Genomic DNA, 14,536 nt, shown 5'->3' with positions numbered 1-14,536 from the left:
GGACGTGTAATATCCCGGTTATGCGGATCGGTGAAGGAGTGGAGTGGGGGCTGCACTGCTGCCTCACGCTCGCGTGGCTCGGTGAGCAGCCGGTGTCGACGGCCAAGTTCGCGACGTTGTTCGAACTGCCGCCGGCGTACCTGAAGAAGAGGCTTCAGGCGCTGGTCAGGGCCGGTGTCCTCACCTCGGCGCCGGGGGCCAAGGGGGGATTCCTGCTGGCCAGGGCGCCCGAGCGGATCACGCTGATGGACGTCGTGACCGCGCTCGAAGGGCCGGACGAGGCGTTCCGCTGCACCGAGATCCGGCAGCGCGGGGTGGAGCCGTCCCCGGAGTTCGCCCGGCCGTGCGGGGTGGCCACCGCCATGCGACGGGCGGAGCTGGCCTGGCGGCGAGAGCTGGCGGGGCAGACCGTGGCCGACCTCGTGGCCACGGCGCCGCCGGGCGCGGCGGCCCGGATGCGTCAGCGGTACGCACGTCTGTAGTTTTTCGTGAGGAGAATAGGGATGTCTACTATCCCGATTAGAAGCTGGGTGCTGGCGCTCGGGACGTTCGCGGTCGGGACCGACGCCTTCGTGGTGGCCGGGTTCCTGCCGGAGATGGCCGCCGACCTCGGGGTGTCCGAGGCTGCGGCGGGGCAGTCGGTGACCGTGTTCGCCGTCGCCTACGCGCTGGGCTCACCGGTGCTGGCCACGCTGACGGCCCGGGTGCCGCGGCGCAGGCTGCTGGTGGCCGCGCTGGCCGTGCTCGGGCTGGCGAACCTGGGGTCGGCGCTGTCGTCCGATCTGGGCGTGCTGATGGTGACGCGGGTGGTGGCCGCGCTGGGCGCCGCCGCGTACACGCCGAACGCGGGCGCCGCGGCGGCCGCCCTGTCCGCGCCGCGACACCGGGCGCGGGCGTTGAGCGTGGTGGTGGGCGGGCTGACGATCGCCACGGCGCTCGGTGTCCCGCTGGGCAGCCTGGCCGCGCAGCAGCTCAGCTGGCGTGGCGCGCTCGCGCTGGTGGCCGTGCTCGCGCTGGCCGCCGCGCCCGCGGTCCGCGCCGTGCTGCCCGAGCTGCCCGGCAACCCGCGCGTGCCGCTGCGCGAGCGGCTGGCGGTGCTGCGCCACCCCGCCGTCGTGCGTGTGCTACCGCTGACCGTGCTGGGGATGGGGGCGGCGTACACGGCCTACGCCTACAGCGTCCCCGCGCTGGCGGGCGTCGGGGTGGGGGCGGTCGGGCCGATGCTCTTCCTGTACGGCGCGGGCGCCGTGGCGGGCAACCTGCTGTCCGGCTACGCCACCGACCGGTGGGGCGCCCGCCATGTCCTGGCCGCCGGATACACGGTCATGGCGCTCACCATGGCCGCCCTGGCCTGGCTGGCCGCGTCGGGCGCGCGGCTGCCGGTGCTGGTGGGCGTCCTGATGGCGGCGTGGGGCGCGAGCAGCTGGTGCCAGACCCCGCCACAGCAGCACCGCCTCATCGCCGCCGCGCCGGCGGAGGCCGCGCTCCTGGTCTCCCTCAACTCCTCGGCGATCTACTCCGGCATCGGGCTCGGCACCGTACTCGGCGGCCTGGCCCTCAGCGCCGGAACCCTCTGGATGTACGGCGCCGCCGCCCTGCTCGCCACCCTCTCCCTGGCCTACACGGCGCAGCATGCCGATACGGAGATGTCGTCTTGACGGCTGCGGGCACGCGCGGGAAGTGTGGAGTGCCGCCGACCGAGGGGATGGGCCGGCATGTACAGGGAACCGATTCAACGCCAGGTCACGCGGCCGCGGAGCAAGCCGGCCGAGCAGGAGAACGAGCAGCCCAAGCAGGACCTTCCACGCCTCGAAGCCGCGCCCTCCGGAAAAGGCGTCCTGCGCCGGCCCTTCGCAGAGCCGCCGCCGCCCGACCCGCTCCCGCGGCTGCGTGCGGCCGTGCGCGAGGTGGAGAAGCAGCCACCGGCGCCACGCAGAACCGAACAGGCACAGCGGCTTCTGACCGAGGTGAAAGGCCTGGCGAAGGAGGCCCGGCCGGCGCGGCGGCGGCGCCCGTCCTGGCCCGCGCCTCAGGACGAGCTGTCCAGCCTGAAAGGGCGGCTTGAGTCCGTCATCACCCCGCCGGCGTCGCCGTACGCGGAGAAGGAACTGACCGTCGGGCGGCAGGACGCGGGCGGCGTCACCGTCGAGGAGACCGTGCTGGACGGACGGACCCGCAGAGTGGACATCGGGGGATCCTGCGGCATCGTGATCGGCGACAGGAACCGGCAGAACAATCACTTCCACTACGAGATCGCCGACCGCCCGGTCTCGCTGCCGGAACTGCTCACCGCGACCCCCGCCCACAAGCGCGCGCTCGCCAACCTCATCAAAGACCCCACGGACGCCCGCTCCACACGCGCCATGAGTGCGCTCCTCGAACGGCAGGCCGACCGGCTCCTGTCCGGCAAACGCGCCGTCAGCACCAGGTCGGAACCCAAACGAGCCCGCCTGACAGGCGTGCTCGGTCCCAGCGGCGACATCGTGGTGCACCGGTCGCGAGGTGTCGTGATCGGCCGCGGCAACGTCCAGAACAACCATTTCCACTACCGCCTCGAACGGCCGGACGCGCTGCTGGCCAGATCCCTGGCCCAGAACTCGGCCGCGCTGCAGCGCATCGCCAAGGTCTACGGCAGGCCGGGCGACCGGAGCGCCGACCGGGACCTGGGCGCGATGCTGGCCAAACTCATCACCGCGAAGAAGCACGTGGAGCGGATCGCCCGCGAGCCCGGCGCACCGGTCGAGCGCATCTACCGCGCGAGCGGGATCACGATAGGCACGGGCAACGTGCGCACCGACACGGTCCACGCCGCGCCACCCGACGGCCGGGGAGCGGTGACGGTCTGGGATCAGTCCGTGCCGAACGTCGCCAGCAGTGAGGGCACCAGGTCGTCGGGCCCGGAGCGCCATTCGTCGGTCTCCCGCAATCTGAGCAGGGACAGGTGAGAGCCGTCGCGTAGGACGCCGATGGCCAGGTGAGCCAGGCGCCACCGGACGTCCATGCCGCGGGGCCGCCTGGCCAGGCTGGTCCTCATGACCATCTCGGCGATCAGCACACAGCCGAGCACATCGTCCGGCCAGGTCACCTTGGTCAGTACCGTCTTGAGGTCACCCCCGGGCAGCGGGGTGAGCGGGATCGCCAGGAGGGCGTCCGGTGGCAGGTCCGTCAGTTCGTCCAGGGGGTAGGCGGTGTTGAGATAGGTGTCGCGGTCGGTCAGGGCATACAGGCGGCGCCCGCCGTTCCACCCCTCGGCGTCGGCGTCGCGCTCGGCGGCCATCACCGCTGCCGCCAGTGCGTCGTGACCTGCCATGCCGGGATCATCCCGCCGGACAGGCGCGAGGGATAGCCCCTGGCCGGTCAGAGGTAGGACTCCAGGCGGTCGGCCAGGTCCTTGGGGCGCGACAGCATGGGGGAGTGGCCGCCGTCCATCTCGTCGGGGACGACGCCCAGCCGTTCGCGCGCCATACGGCGCATGAACGCGGCCTCGAACCACCGGTCCTCCCGGCACAGCAGGAACCGGGTCGGCACGTCCGGCCAGGCGGCCCGACCGCCCGCACCACCGTGCGAAAGTGGCCATGTGCCCCATCCTGGCAGGCGGTCACAGCGCGTTCAGCAGCATCTGGACGAAGACCAGGTTCGTCACCACGTGGATGAACACCGGCACCCACAGGTTGCGGTAGCGCGACCACAGGTATCCGGTCAGCAGCCCGAACACCCCCTGGAAGGCGATGATCGTGGCGATGCCGAGCAGCGGGTCGTCGGGCTTGATCCGGGAGGTGTGCATGAACGCGAACAGCAACGAGGAGGCCATGATCGCCGGCCACCTGCCGAACAGCACCTCCAGGCGGGTCTGCAGCCACGCCCGGTAGAAGAACTCCTCCAGTACGCTCGCCGTCAGCAGCGTGAGCAGGGACAGCACCACGAGCGTGACCATGTCCGGCAGCTCACCGTGCGACGGCGGCGCCAGCGGCCCGATCTGCGACAGCACGAACCAGGCCACCACGGCGGGCAGTGGCGCCAGCCACGTCACCGGCTTCGGGATCGCCCTGGCCTTGGGCTCGCCGCCCCGGATCAGCCGGAAGGCCACGAGCGGGATGACCAGCAGGAAGACGATCTTCGCGACGTGGTAGAGAAGCCCCTGGGCGAACGGCGCGGCGATCGCCATGAGGACGGCGGCGCCCACCAGAACCTGGGTCTCCCTGACCAGCCGGGCGCGGGGCAACTCAAGCAAGGGCAGCGACGGCTCGGTCTTCGGTGACACCAGCATCGCCAGCACGATCGCGGCCAGCGCGGGCACGAAGGCGGACCACAGGGAGATGCCGGGCGCGCCGGAGCCGGACGACGGAACGATCTCGGTGTGGCCGGTCAGCACCAGCCAGCCGTACGCCAGGACGAAGAGGGCGCCGCCCGCCACCGCGAAGGCGAGGCGAGAACGTGACGTCTGGGACACCGTGGAGCGCATGGGAACCATCATCGCGGGATTCAGTCAGCCTGACATTCCTCCAAAAGCAGGATGCCCTAGCCTGCTGGTGATGATCTCCAACTGAAAGGTGTCACGTGAAGAGAGCCCTGCCCGCCGTCGTCGCCGCAGTGAGCCTCGTCGCGCTCCTCGCCCCGCCCGCCGCCGCGGCGGACACCTACAAGAACTACGCCGACCTGGCCGCGCACGAGCGCGAGGGGACGGACTACCGGCGGATCCAGCGATTCCCGAGCGGGGCCAAGGTGGCGCACATCGCCATCCACGGCGGCGCGATCGAGTCGCCCACCACCCAGCTGGCCGACCACGCCGCCGGCTCCAGGTACGCCTTCTACTCCTTCGTCGGCCTCAAGCCCGACGGCAACAGCAAGCTCCACATCACCTCGACCCGCTTCGACGAGCCGCGCGCGCTCAAGCTGGTCGGCGCGGTCGGCACCACCGTCTCCTGGCACGCCGCCGCGGGCGACAAGGTCACCACGTACGTGGGCGGCCGGGACAAGGCGCTGATCAAGAAGGTGAGCGGCGCGCTGCGGGCGGCCGGGTTCCGCGTGGCGGCCGAGGTGCCCCAGGAGATCGGCGGCGACGATCCCCGCAACATCGCCAACCGCAACCGGCGCGGGATGGGCGTGCAGCTGGAGATCAGCAGGGGGCAGCGGGAGCGGTTCTTCGAGGGCGGGAAGCTGGCCAGGGCCTGGGTCGAGGACCCCGCGCACCGGACCAAGGACTTCTACTCCTACGTCGCGGCCGTCAACCGCGCGCTGCGATAGAGGTGCTACAGAGCCGAAGGGCCCGCCCCCCGGAAGGGGAGCGGGCCCCTGACGGCTAGACGCCGAGAGCGGAGGGCAGGCTCAGCTCGTGGAGGAACAGGGCCTCCGTCGTGGCGATGCGGCGCAGCTCCTCCAGGTCCACCCGCTCGTTCGGGGCGTGGATGGCCGCGTCCTCGTCCTCCGCGCCGAACAGCAGGATCTCCGCCGCGGGGAACTGCTTGAGCAGCGTGTTCACCAGCGGGATCGAGCCGCCGGCGCCCACGTCGCGGGGCGGGCGGCCGAAGGCGCGGTCCATGGCGCGGTTGAGCGCGGAGCGGGCCTTGCCGCCCGAGTCGGCCTGGAAGCCGGAGCCCACCGTGAAGTCGGTGAAGCCGACCTGCGCGCCCCACGGAGTCGCCTGGCGCAGGAAGTCGACGACCGCGTCCACGGTCGTCTTGGGGTCGGCGGCCGGCGGGATCCGGACCGTGACGCGCGCCCTGGCCGCCGGCTGGACGGCGTTGACCGCGCCCGACACCGACGGGACGTCCAGACCGGTGACGGTGATCGCGTACGACGACCAGAGGCGGTCGGCCAGGCTGCCCGAGCCGACCAGGCTCACGTGGTCCAGGACGCCGGCGGTCTGGCGGAACTCGTCCTCCGACGGCCCCTGGCCCAGGAACGTGCCACGCGGCAGACCCGGGACGCGGATGTCGCCGTTGTCGTCGTGCAAGGTGGTCAGCATGCGCATCAGCGCCGAGAGCGCGTCGGGCGCCGCGCCGCCGAACGAGCCGCTGTGGACGGCCTCCTTCAGCGTCCGCACCTCGATGGTGAAGGCGGCCATGCCGCGCAGCGACGTGGTCACCGACGGGTCGCCGATCTTCGGGTTGCCGGTGTCGGCCACCACGATGGCATCGGCGCGCAGCAGGTCGGGGTTGCGCTCGACGAAGGCCTCGAGGCGCTCGCCGGCGTACTCCTCCTGGCCCTCGATGATGACCTTGATGCCCACGGGGAACTGGCCCTGGAAGGCGCGCAGCGCCAGGACATGGCTGATGATGCCGGACTTGTCGTCGGCGGTGCCCCTGCCGAACAGCTGGCCGTTGATGAGCGTCGGCTCGAACGGCGGGGTACGCCACGCCGCCGGGTCACCTGCGGGCTGCACGTCGTAGTGCGCGTACAACAGGACGGTGGGGGCGCCGGGAGGCGCGGGGGCCTCGCCGTACACCGCGGGGAAGCTTCCCTCGACCGCGATCTGCTGGACGTGCGGGAGGCCGGCGGAGCGTAGCAGTTCCTCGGTTACGGCAGCCGCGGCGTGAACCGGCTCTGCGGGGTGCCCGGGAAAGGCCACGGAGGGGATGGCGGCGAGGCGCTTGAGTTCCTCGACGGCCTGCGGCATCGCGGCGGCGACGGCGCTCTCGATCTGGTCAGGAGTCACGGGACGGTCCCCCGGGTCGGTCTAACAGTACAACTCATTGGATCACAGAAGGTTCCACAGGGTGGAAACCGACCAAGCTAATCTACCTGCGGATTTCGTTGCCGTTACATATAGGTTCTACGGATCTCGGTTCTCTTGCATATTGGTGCGACGCTTTCACTTGGCAATACCCCAGGTGAAAGGGCAGACTGTTGGGAGCTCAGACACGAGGGAAGATAACCATGACGCAGCCGGAATCCGACATCCTCAAGGCCGCGCAAGACAACCTGTGGCTGCACTTCACCAGGCACAGCGCCTACGAGCAGAACGAGATCCCCACCATCGTGCGCGGTGAGGGCTCGTACATCTACGACATCCACGGCAAGCGCTACCTCGACGGTCTCGCGGGGCTCTTCGTCGTCCAGGCCGGGCACGGGCGCGGCGAACTGGCGGAGGCGGCCGCCAAGCAGGCCCAGGAGCTGGCCTTCTTCCCGCTGTGGTCCTACGCGCACCCCAAGGCGATCGAGCTGGCCGCGCGCCTGGCCGAGCACACGCCGGGCGAGCTCAACCGCGTCTTCTTCACCACCGGCGGCGGCGAGGCGGTCGAGACCGCGTGGAAGCTCGCCAAGCAGTACTACAAGCTCGTCGGCAAGCCGCTCAAGCACAAGGTCATCAGCCGCCAGATCGCCTACCACGGCACCCCGCAGGGCGCCCTGTCGATCACCGGCATCCCCGCGTTCAAGCAGATGTTCGAGCCGCTGGTACCCGGCTCGATCCGGGTCCCCAACACGAACCACTACCGCGCCGAGGAGATCTCCGGCGTCGCCGGGATGACGGCTGAGGAGTACGGCCGCTGGGCCGCCGACCGCGTCGCCCAGGCCATCGAGATGGAAGGCCCGGACACCGTGGCCGCCGTCTTCGCCGAGCCGGTGCAGAACGCGGGCGGCTGTTTCCCGCCCCCACCCGGCTACTTCCAGCGCCTGCGCGAGATCTGCGACGAGTACGACGTGCTGCTCGTCTCCGACGAGGTCATCTGCGCCTTCGGCCGGCTCGGCACGATGTTCGGCGGCCAGAAGTTCGACTACGTGCCCGACATCATCACCTGCGCCAAGGGCATGACCAGCGGCTACTCGCCGATCGGCGCGATGATCGCGCACGAGCGGCTGTTCGAGCCGTTCAAGAGCGGCGACACGATGTTCGCCCACGGCTACACCTTCGGCGGCCACCCGGTCAGCGCCGCCGTCGCCCTCGCCAACCTCGACATCTTCGAGCGCGAGGACCTGCTCGGCCACGTGACCCGCAACGAGCCCGTCTTCCGCGGCAAGCTCGAAAGCCTGAAGGACCTGCCGATCGTCGGCGACGTCCGCGGCGCCGGGTACTTCTGGGGCATCGAGCTGGTCAAGGACAAGGACACCAAGGAGACCTTCGACGCGGACGAGTCCGAGCGGCTGATTCGCGGCTACCTGTCGCACGCGCTCTACGACGCCGGCCTCTACTGCCGCGCCGACGACCGGGGCGACCCCGTGATCCAGCTCGCGCCGCCGCTGATCGCGGGTGAGAAGGAGTTCGACGAGATCGAGTCGATCCTGCGCTCCGTCCTCACCGAGGCGTGGAAACGCCTCTGACACCCTCCGTCCGGCACAGCGTGGTGCCGGAGAACGAAAGGAACGACCCATGAAGATCGGCGTGCCTGCCGAGGTCAAGAACCACGAGTATCGCGTCGCCGCCACCCCCGCAGGAGTTCACGAACTCACCCGCGGTGGCCACGAGGTTTTCGTCCAGCGTGGTGCCGGACTCGGCTCGTCCATCACCGACGAGGAGTTCCTCGGCGCGGGCGCGAAGATCCTCGACACGGCCGACGCCGTGTGGGGCGAGGCGGACATGGTGCTCAAGGTCAAGGAGCCCATCGCCCAGGAGTACCACCGCATGCGCGAGGGCCAGGTGCTGTTCACCTACCTCCACCTCGCCGCGGGCAGGGAGTGTGCCCAGGCCCTCCTGGACAACAAGGTCACCGGCATCGCGTACGAGACCGTCCAGGTGGGCAACGCCCTTCCGCTGCTCGCCCCGATGTCGGAGGTGGCCGGTCGGCTGGCTCCGCAGGTCGGCGCGTACAACCTGATGCGGTTCAACGGCGGGCGCGGCGTGCTGCCGGGCGGCGTGCCCGGCGTCTCGCCCGCCAAGATCGTCGTGATCGGCGGCGGCGTGTCCGGCCTCAACGCGGCGCAGATCGCCGTCGGCATGGGCGCCGACGTCACCGTCCTCGACACCAACGTCGACCGCCTGCGCTTCATCGACGCCATCTACCAGGGCCGGCTCAAGACCCTGGTCTCCACCTCCTACGCCATCGAGCGCGAGGTCTTGCAGGCCGACCTGGTGATCGGCGCGGTCCTCATCCCCGGCGCCAAGGCCCCGACGCTCATCTCCAACGAGCTCGTGTCGCGCATGAAGCCGGGCTCCGTGCTCGTCGACATCGCCATCGACCAGGGCGGCTGCTTCGAGGACTCCCGCCCGACCACGCACGCCGAGCCGACCTACATGGTGCACGACTCGGTGTTCTACTGCGTGGCGAACATGCCGGGCTCGGTGGCCAACACCTCCACCTACGCGCTGACCAACGCGACCCTGCCGTACGCGGTCAAACTGGCCAACCGGGGGTGGAAGGAAGCCCTCCAGAGCGATCCGGCCCTCGCCCTCGGCCTCAACACCCACAACGGCGCCCTCACCAACGCTCCCGTCGGCGTCGCGCTCGGCATCCCGTCTGTTCCTCTCGCCGAGGTTCTCGCCGCGTAGTTCCTTCTGGTACGGCAGGCCCGGTTGCCCCCACCCCCCGCACGGGGTCGGGGGCATTCCAGGGGAACGGCAGGCAGGCCGCGCGTGGCGGGCCACCGCAACGCGCGCACCGCCGGCCGGCCCCTTCGGCATCCACCGGCCACCGGCTGTCCGCGTGTTGCCGGCCGGGGTTCGCTCGGCACCGGTCGTCCGGCGCCTACCGGCCGTCTCTGCCCGCGTGTTGTCGGCCGGGGTTCGCCTGCCATGGACGGCTGGTCGCGGTGTGCCGCCCGTTGTCAACCGGGTTCTTCGGGGGTTTGGTGGGTGGGGTCTTCTGGGGTCTGGCCGAGGATGTCGTCAGGGGTGAGCTGTTCGCGGGCCGTCGTCACCGCCCACCGGTGGCCGAACGGGTCCCGGATGACCCCGTACTTCTCCCCCCAGAACGCCTCCTGCACCGGCATCTCCGAGGCGGCGCCCGCGTCGAGGGCCCGCCGTTCGACCTCATCGGGGTCGTCGACCTCCAGCAGGATCAGCACCGGACTGCCGCCCACCGTCGGCGGCGCCAGCGCGCCCAGTTCGGGCGTCTCCTCGCTCACCAGCAGCCGCCCGTCGCCGACCTGCAGCTCGACGAAGAGGATCGCCCCGTTGGGCAGCGTGTTCCTGAACACCTCGACCGCCCCGAACGCGGCCTTGTAGAACGTGATCGCGCTCTCGGTGTCGAGCACGAACAGATGCGGGCTCAGCCCCTGCGGCCTCATCGTCGTCACGTGACCAGTCCAGCCTCTCGTGCGGCCGTCACCATGCGGGCCATGAGCTCGGCCTCGGCGCGCGCGGCCGCCTCGCCCGCCTGGGTCAGCCGGTAGTAGCGGCGCCGGGCGTCGTGGGGGGCTGCCGGATCGCCTTCTTCCGTCTCTTCCACCAGTCCGTCGGCCAGCAGCCTGCTGATGGTCCGGTAGAGGGTGCCCGGACCCAGTTTGACCGCTCCGCCGCTGACGTGCTCGACGAACCGCATGATCGCGTAGCCGTGGGCGGGTTCGCCGGCCAATGCCAGGAGCACGTGGAACCCGGCGGTGGTGAGCATGCTTGACACCATAGCACCACAGTGGTTATATCCGAACTGGATATAACCAAGGAGAGCATAATGACGATCAACGTCAACAAGGTCACGCTCTACGTCCAGGACCAGGCCGCCGCCCTCGACTTCTGGACCCGGAAAGTCGGCTTCGAGGTCACCACCGACCAGCCGTACGGCCCCGACACCCGCTGGATCGAGGTCTCCCCACCCGGCGGCGGCGTCGGCCTCGTCCTGTTCAAGGCCGGCCCCGGCTGGCCGACGCTCAGCCAGGACCAGCCGAACTACGTGTTGTTCGACACCGAGGACATCGTCAAGACCCACGAGAGCCTGGCCGCCAGAGGCGTGACGTTCGACGCCCCGCCCAAGGAGGAGCCCTGGGGCTGGTCCGCCGTCTTCCTCGACAATGAAGGCCACCGCTTCCACCTCAGCCAGCGATGACCGCTTCCATCCGGTTCCCGTTGCGGCTGCTGGTGCTGCCCGCTCGGGTTCGGGCCGACCTTCCGTTACGGCTCCGCCCCGCCCACCCGCCCCGCCGGCATGGGCGCGCGGCTGTCGAGCGATGGTCGTGAAGGCTCACGGGGTCCTCGCCGCGACAACTCCGCTCCGGGCCGGATATCGCGAAGCCGGCATGCCGAACCTTCGTGAAAGGGCTTGGCTACAGGGGACCGTAGAACAGGCGGAGCCCGGTTCTGGCGTCGAGGACGGGGCGGTCGCCCAGAGGGGTGCGTAGTTCGACCGGGCGCTTCTCGATCGACGCCCATCCGGAGCACGCCGGCCCGTACGGCTGGACACGCGGCTCGACCACGACCGCGTCCGGTTCCTCGCGGACGTTCATCCCCAGCAGGCGGCCGCATTTCAGGTGGATGAGGTGGATCGTCAGCGCGCCGTCCGGCGCCTCCTCGAAGCTGCCGTCGAACGGTGTCGTCGGCCCGAGACCGGGCGGCATCGGGTCGACCGCCGCGTCGGCCACCGCCACCCGCCGGATCGGTCCCGGCAGCCCGTCCACGTCGAAGCGCCAGGCCGGCGCCTCGGCCGGGCCCCGGTGCGTGCGCACGGTGACCGTCTCCATGGTCACCCGGGTCACCTTCGCCTTCTCGCATTTGGCAGGGTCGCCACCGGTCTCCTCGCTTCGCCGTTCCCGCTCCTCCTCGGTGATCCCGCCCTGGCACACCGGGTTCACCGACGGCCTGCCGGGAATCTCCCGTGGGTTGGCCACCTGGTAGGCGGCGATGTCGGCCGGGACGAGCGGCACCTCCAGCGTGCGGCCGTCGGCCCAGCGGACCGTCCCCGTCGCCGGGCTGGTCACGGTGGGCTTGTCGTAGACCAGGCCGAGATCAGGGTTTCCGAACCTGGCCGCGGCGACCTCGGGTGACATGATCGTCAAGTCCTGGCGCGGGTTGAAGCCGGACTGCCACACCGCTCCCGGACCCGCTCGCCAGCTCATCAGTGCCCGTTCCGCCCGTCCCTCGAAGGACGCCGACGGCCCCGCCTCGTTCCGTGCGCCCGGTACCACCGCGGCCAAAAGCACCAGGATCACGAAATATCTGATCATCAATCCCACCTAAGATCACAAGCTCACCCTCCCTATGACGCGCCACACCCGTCTCCGGGCTCACAACCGGGGGTGATCACCTGATGATCTGTGCGCCCGCCCAAGCGATCTGTGCGCCCGCTCAGGCGGCGGGGTCAGCGCAGGCCGAGACGGGTGCGCAGGTCGCGGGCCGTGGCCAGCACGTGGGTGACCTCGCCGGGGCTCGGCCACGGGGCGGAGCCGGGGCGGATCAGGGTGGTGCGGATCGAGGCCAGGTGGTCGATGGCGCCCGCGTGCAGGCCGCTGCGTTCGACCAGCCAGACCACCACGTCGGCGTGGTCTCGCAGCGGACGGGTGACGAGGTCCCAGGTGCCGAGGATCTCCGTCAGCTCGGGCACGCTCAGTGGAACCCCGCTGCGCCGGCCGGTGGCGGCGGCGGCGAGTTCGGCGCGGGCGTGGAGTTCGGGCTCGGCCAGGCGGTCCCAGGTGGGCTGGGGCGGGTCGGCGAGCCACTGCTCGGCCTCGTGGTTGTGGCCGGCCGCCGACAGCAGGCCGCCGAGCTCCATCGCCGCCCTGTGGTGCCCGGACAGCGCGGCCTGGCGGAACCAGTGCTGGCCTCCGGCCAGGTCGCCGAACTCGGCGATCAGCAGCAGGCCGAAGTTGAAGGCCGACTCGGCGTCGCCGCTGGCCGCCGCGCGGCCGAACCAGTGGCTCGCGGCCGGCGAGTCGCTGAGCTCGACGCAGACGAACCCGGCCATCCGCTGGTCCTCCAGCCGCCCCGCGTTGGCGGCGCGCTCGAACCACGCGCGGGCCGTGCGCAGGTCGCGCCGGGACAGGGCGATGCCGCCGAGCTGGGAGGCGGCGCCGGGGTGCTCGCTCTTGGCGGCGAGCCGGTAGTAGGCCTCGGCGCCCTCGGGGTCACGGCTGGCCTGCAGGAACAGGCCGAGGTGGTAGGCGGCCTCGGCGTGGCCGCCGCGCGCGGAGAACTCCCACCACTGGACGGTCTCCTCGTCCTCGCCCGCCGAGTAGGCGAGGAAGCCGAGGTCGTGGCCGGAGGCGACGTCGCCGTCCACGGCGGCTCTGCGGTGCCAGTCGCGGGCCGCGGCCTGCTCGCCGGCGTCCTCGCAGAGCAGCGCGAGCCGGCGGGCGGCGGTGCGGGAACCGGCGCGGGCTGCCTTGTCGTACCAGGCCTTGGCGCCGGGCAGGTCGCCGCGCTGCTCCAGCAGGAGCGTGGCGAGGTTGAGCGCGGCCTCGGCGTCGCCGGTGCCCGCGGCCAGCTCGTACCAGGACACGGCCTCCTCCAGGCTGCCGTGCTTCTCGTGCCAGACGCCCAGGTTGTAGGCGCTGTCGATGTTGCCGGCCGCCGCGGCGCGCTCCCACCAGTGCCGCGCCGCCGAGCGGTCGCCGCGCTGGGCGTAGAGCTTGCCCAGGCGATGGGCCGCCTGCGGGTCGCCTGACTGGGCTTCCGCGATCAGCTCGGGTTCGTCTCCGGTACGGGGCGCCGGAACGGCCGCCTCCGCCACCTCTCCTTGCCACCACGCCATCCACTCAGCGTGACATGTAATCAAGCGACTGCGGAATGTAATCGCGGAGCTGGTGCTCTAGGAGAAGCGAATGAAACCGGTGTACATGCCCATGGAGCAGACGTATCGCAGGGTGCCGGGGAGCTGGGGCGGGAGCCGTACCGTGGCGGGGAGGGTGTGGTCGCGGCCGGCGAGCGTCACCGTGCGGGTGCATCCTTGGTCGGCCAGGTGGAAGGTGATCTCCACGGGTACGCCCGCGCGGGCCTCGACCATCGCGGGGCGGTAGCCGTCGCGCATGGCCCAGATGTCCACTTTCTGTTCGCCGCGTGCGGTCATGGCCAGGGCGGGTGCGGGGGAGGCGGGCAGCCAGCCGCCGAGGCTGATGCCGGAGCCGATCGTCCAGAGGCCGACGGCGATCGCGGCGGCCCCGGCGAAGGCGGCCAGGCGGGTCCGGGACAGTCGTCGCAGGATGTAGCCGAGCAGGGCGAACGCCGGTGAGGTGCCCACGACGAACCCGGCCATCACCGCCGCCCCCGACAGCGCCGAGCCGGTGGAGACGGCCACCATCTCGGTGCCGAGCGTGACGCCGCACGGCAGCAGGATCGTCGCGGCGCCCATGACCGGCGCGGCGGCCCGGCGCGGGGTGCGGTGCTGCGCGCAGGCCGCGCGCCGCCGGATCAGCCGGACGGCGAAGGCGATCACGACGACCCCGGCCGCGACGAGCAGTCCCGCGCGTGCCTGCGGCGGCAGTTGAACGGCGGAGCCGAGCCAGCCGAGCAGCGCCCCGGCCAGCACGTACGCCGCCAGCCGTCCGGACAGGAACTGGGCCACCAGCCAGGGCCGGGTCCTGCCGTGGCCGCAGTCCTCGCGGCATCCGCCGCCGGTGAGGCCGACGAGCAGGCCGCCCTGCAGTGCCGTACAGGAAGCGGTCCCCGCCACCAGTCCGGCGGCGAGGCCACTGACGAACAGTGCGCCCGGCCCCATGCTCAGGGTGAGGGGGCCGG

At 71.2% G+C, this 14,536-nt stretch carries 16 protein-coding genes; 7 read left to right on the top strand and 9 right to left on the bottom strand.

Annotation, left to right across the window (positions count from 1 at the left end; translation table 11 throughout):
- Positions 1-20: 20 nt before the first annotated feature.
- From ACIBHY_RS29135 to ACIBHY_RS29125, 3 genes are read left to right on the top strand one after another with little or no spacing between them, the layout of a single operon-like run.
- Entirely contained in the window at positions 21-482 is a 462-nt protein-coding gene (locus ACIBHY_RS29135) for an RrF2 family transcriptional regulator (protein WP_397251989.1), read from the top strand.
- Between the two features lie 21 nt (positions 483-503).
- The gene (locus tag ACIBHY_RS29130; protein ID WP_397308282.1) at positions 504-1,658 is read left to right on the top strand and encodes an MFS transporter; all 1,155 of its coding nucleotides are present in this window, start codon (positions 504-506) and stop codon (positions 1,656-1,658) included.
- A 57-nt stretch (positions 1,659-1,715) separates the two neighbouring features.
- On the top strand, positions 1,716-2,945 hold the full coding sequence (locus ACIBHY_RS29125; RefSeq protein ID WP_397308281.1) for a hypothetical protein: 1,230 nt from the start codon (positions 1,716-1,718) through the stop codon (positions 2,943-2,945).
- On the opposite strand, the gene ACIBHY_RS29120 is transcribed toward ACIBHY_RS29125, so the two are convergent.
- The 3 genes from ACIBHY_RS29120 to ACIBHY_RS29110 are packed head-to-tail and all read right to left on the bottom strand — an operon-like array spanning position 2,849 to position 4,462.
- Positions 2,849-3,310 carry a PPA1309 family protein gene (locus ACIBHY_RS29120; RefSeq protein ID WP_397251986.1) on the bottom strand — a complete coding sequence of 154 codons (462 nt, stop codon included), beginning with the start codon at positions 3,308-3,310 and terminating at the stop codon, positions 2,849-2,851. The genes ACIBHY_RS29125 and ACIBHY_RS29120 overlap by 97 nt on opposite strands.
- 47 nt (positions 3,311-3,357) lie before the next feature.
- Positions 3,358-3,594 carry an alpha/beta fold hydrolase gene (locus tag ACIBHY_RS29115; protein ID WP_397252266.1) on the bottom strand — a complete coding sequence of 79 codons (237 nt, stop codon included), beginning with the start codon at positions 3,592-3,594 and terminating at the stop codon, positions 3,358-3,360.
- A gap of 4 nt (positions 3,595-3,598) precedes the next feature.
- A complete protein-coding gene (locus tag ACIBHY_RS29110) occupies positions 3,599-4,462 on the bottom strand; it encodes a lysostaphin resistance A-like protein (protein WP_397308280.1) in 864 nt (287 codons plus the stop codon).
- Positions 4,463-4,557: 95 nt separating this feature from the next.
- Between ACIBHY_RS29110 and ACIBHY_RS29105 the strand changes: the two genes are divergently transcribed.
- On the top strand, positions 4,558-5,244 hold the full coding sequence (locus ACIBHY_RS29105; protein ID WP_397251984.1) for a poly-gamma-glutamate hydrolase family protein: 687 nt from the start codon (positions 4,558-4,560) through the stop codon (positions 5,242-5,244).
- 55 nt (positions 5,245-5,299) lie between these two features.
- Here the strand turns inward: ACIBHY_RS29105 and ACIBHY_RS29100 are convergent, their stop codons facing one another.
- Positions 5,300-6,655 (bottom strand): dipeptidase, encoded by a 1,356-nt coding sequence (locus tag ACIBHY_RS29100; protein ID WP_379621914.1) that lies wholly within the window; start codon positions 6,653-6,655, stop codon positions 5,300-5,302.
- Positions 6,656-6,876: 221 nt separating this feature from the next.
- Here ACIBHY_RS29100 and ACIBHY_RS29095 point away from each other — a divergent pair, with 221 nt between their 5' ends.
- Positions 6,877-8,259 carry an aspartate aminotransferase family protein gene (locus ACIBHY_RS29095; protein ID WP_397251983.1) on the top strand — a complete coding sequence of 461 codons (1,383 nt, stop codon included), beginning with the start codon at positions 6,877-6,879 and terminating at the stop codon, positions 8,257-8,259.
- Between the two features lie 49 nt (positions 8,260-8,308).
- Entirely contained in the window at positions 8,309-9,424 is a 1,116-nt protein-coding gene (gene ald, locus ACIBHY_RS29090; protein ID WP_397251982.1) for an alanine dehydrogenase, read from the top strand.
- 275 nt (positions 9,425-9,699) lie between these two features.
- Here the strand turns inward: ald and ACIBHY_RS29085 are convergent, their stop codons facing one another.
- Together ACIBHY_RS29085 and ACIBHY_RS29080 are read right to left on the bottom strand one after the other, a co-directional pair.
- On the bottom strand, positions 9,700-10,161 hold the full coding sequence (locus ACIBHY_RS29085) for a VOC family protein (protein ID WP_397252265.1): 462 nt from the start codon (positions 10,159-10,161) through the stop codon (positions 9,700-9,702).
- A gap of 5 nt (positions 10,162-10,166) precedes the next feature.
- The gene (locus ACIBHY_RS29080) at positions 10,167-10,484 is read right to left on the bottom strand and encodes a PadR family transcriptional regulator (RefSeq protein WP_397251981.1); all 318 of its coding nucleotides are present in this window, start codon (positions 10,482-10,484) and stop codon (positions 10,167-10,169) included.
- A 60-nt stretch (positions 10,485-10,544) separates the two neighbouring features.
- Here ACIBHY_RS29080 and ACIBHY_RS29075 point away from each other — a divergent pair, with 60 nt between their 5' ends.
- Positions 10,545-10,916, top strand: a complete 372-nt coding sequence (locus ACIBHY_RS29075; protein ID WP_397251980.1) for a VOC family protein — start codon at positions 10,545-10,547, stop codon at positions 10,914-10,916.
- A gap of 217 nt (positions 10,917-11,133) precedes the next feature.
- Here the strand turns inward: ACIBHY_RS29075 and ACIBHY_RS29070 are convergent, their stop codons facing one another.
- The 3 genes from ACIBHY_RS29070 to ACIBHY_RS29060 form a co-directional block, all read right to left on the bottom strand.
- Positions 11,134-12,030: a hypothetical protein gene (locus ACIBHY_RS29070; protein WP_397251979.1), complete on the bottom strand. Its 897-nt coding sequence runs from the start codon at positions 12,028-12,030 to the stop codon at positions 11,134-11,136.
- Positions 12,031-12,164: 134 nt separating this feature from the next.
- Positions 12,165-13,553 carry a sel1 repeat family protein gene (locus ACIBHY_RS29065; protein ID WP_397251978.1) on the bottom strand — a complete coding sequence of 463 codons (1,389 nt, stop codon included), beginning with the start codon at positions 13,551-13,553 and terminating at the stop codon, positions 12,165-12,167.
- 57 nt (positions 13,554-13,610) lie between these two features.
- Positions 13,611-14,516 (bottom strand): sulfite exporter TauE/SafE family protein, encoded by a 906-nt coding sequence (locus ACIBHY_RS29060; protein ID WP_397308279.1) that lies wholly within the window; start codon positions 14,514-14,516, stop codon positions 13,611-13,613.
- Positions 14,517-14,536: the final 20 nt, after the last annotated feature.

It is taken from the genome of Nonomuraea sp. NPDC050547, assembly GCF_044457345.1.
GTDB lineage: Bacteria > Actinomycetota > Actinomycetes > Streptosporangiales > Streptosporangiaceae > Nonomuraea.
This window is presented reverse-complemented; position numbering and strand designations above follow the sequence as displayed.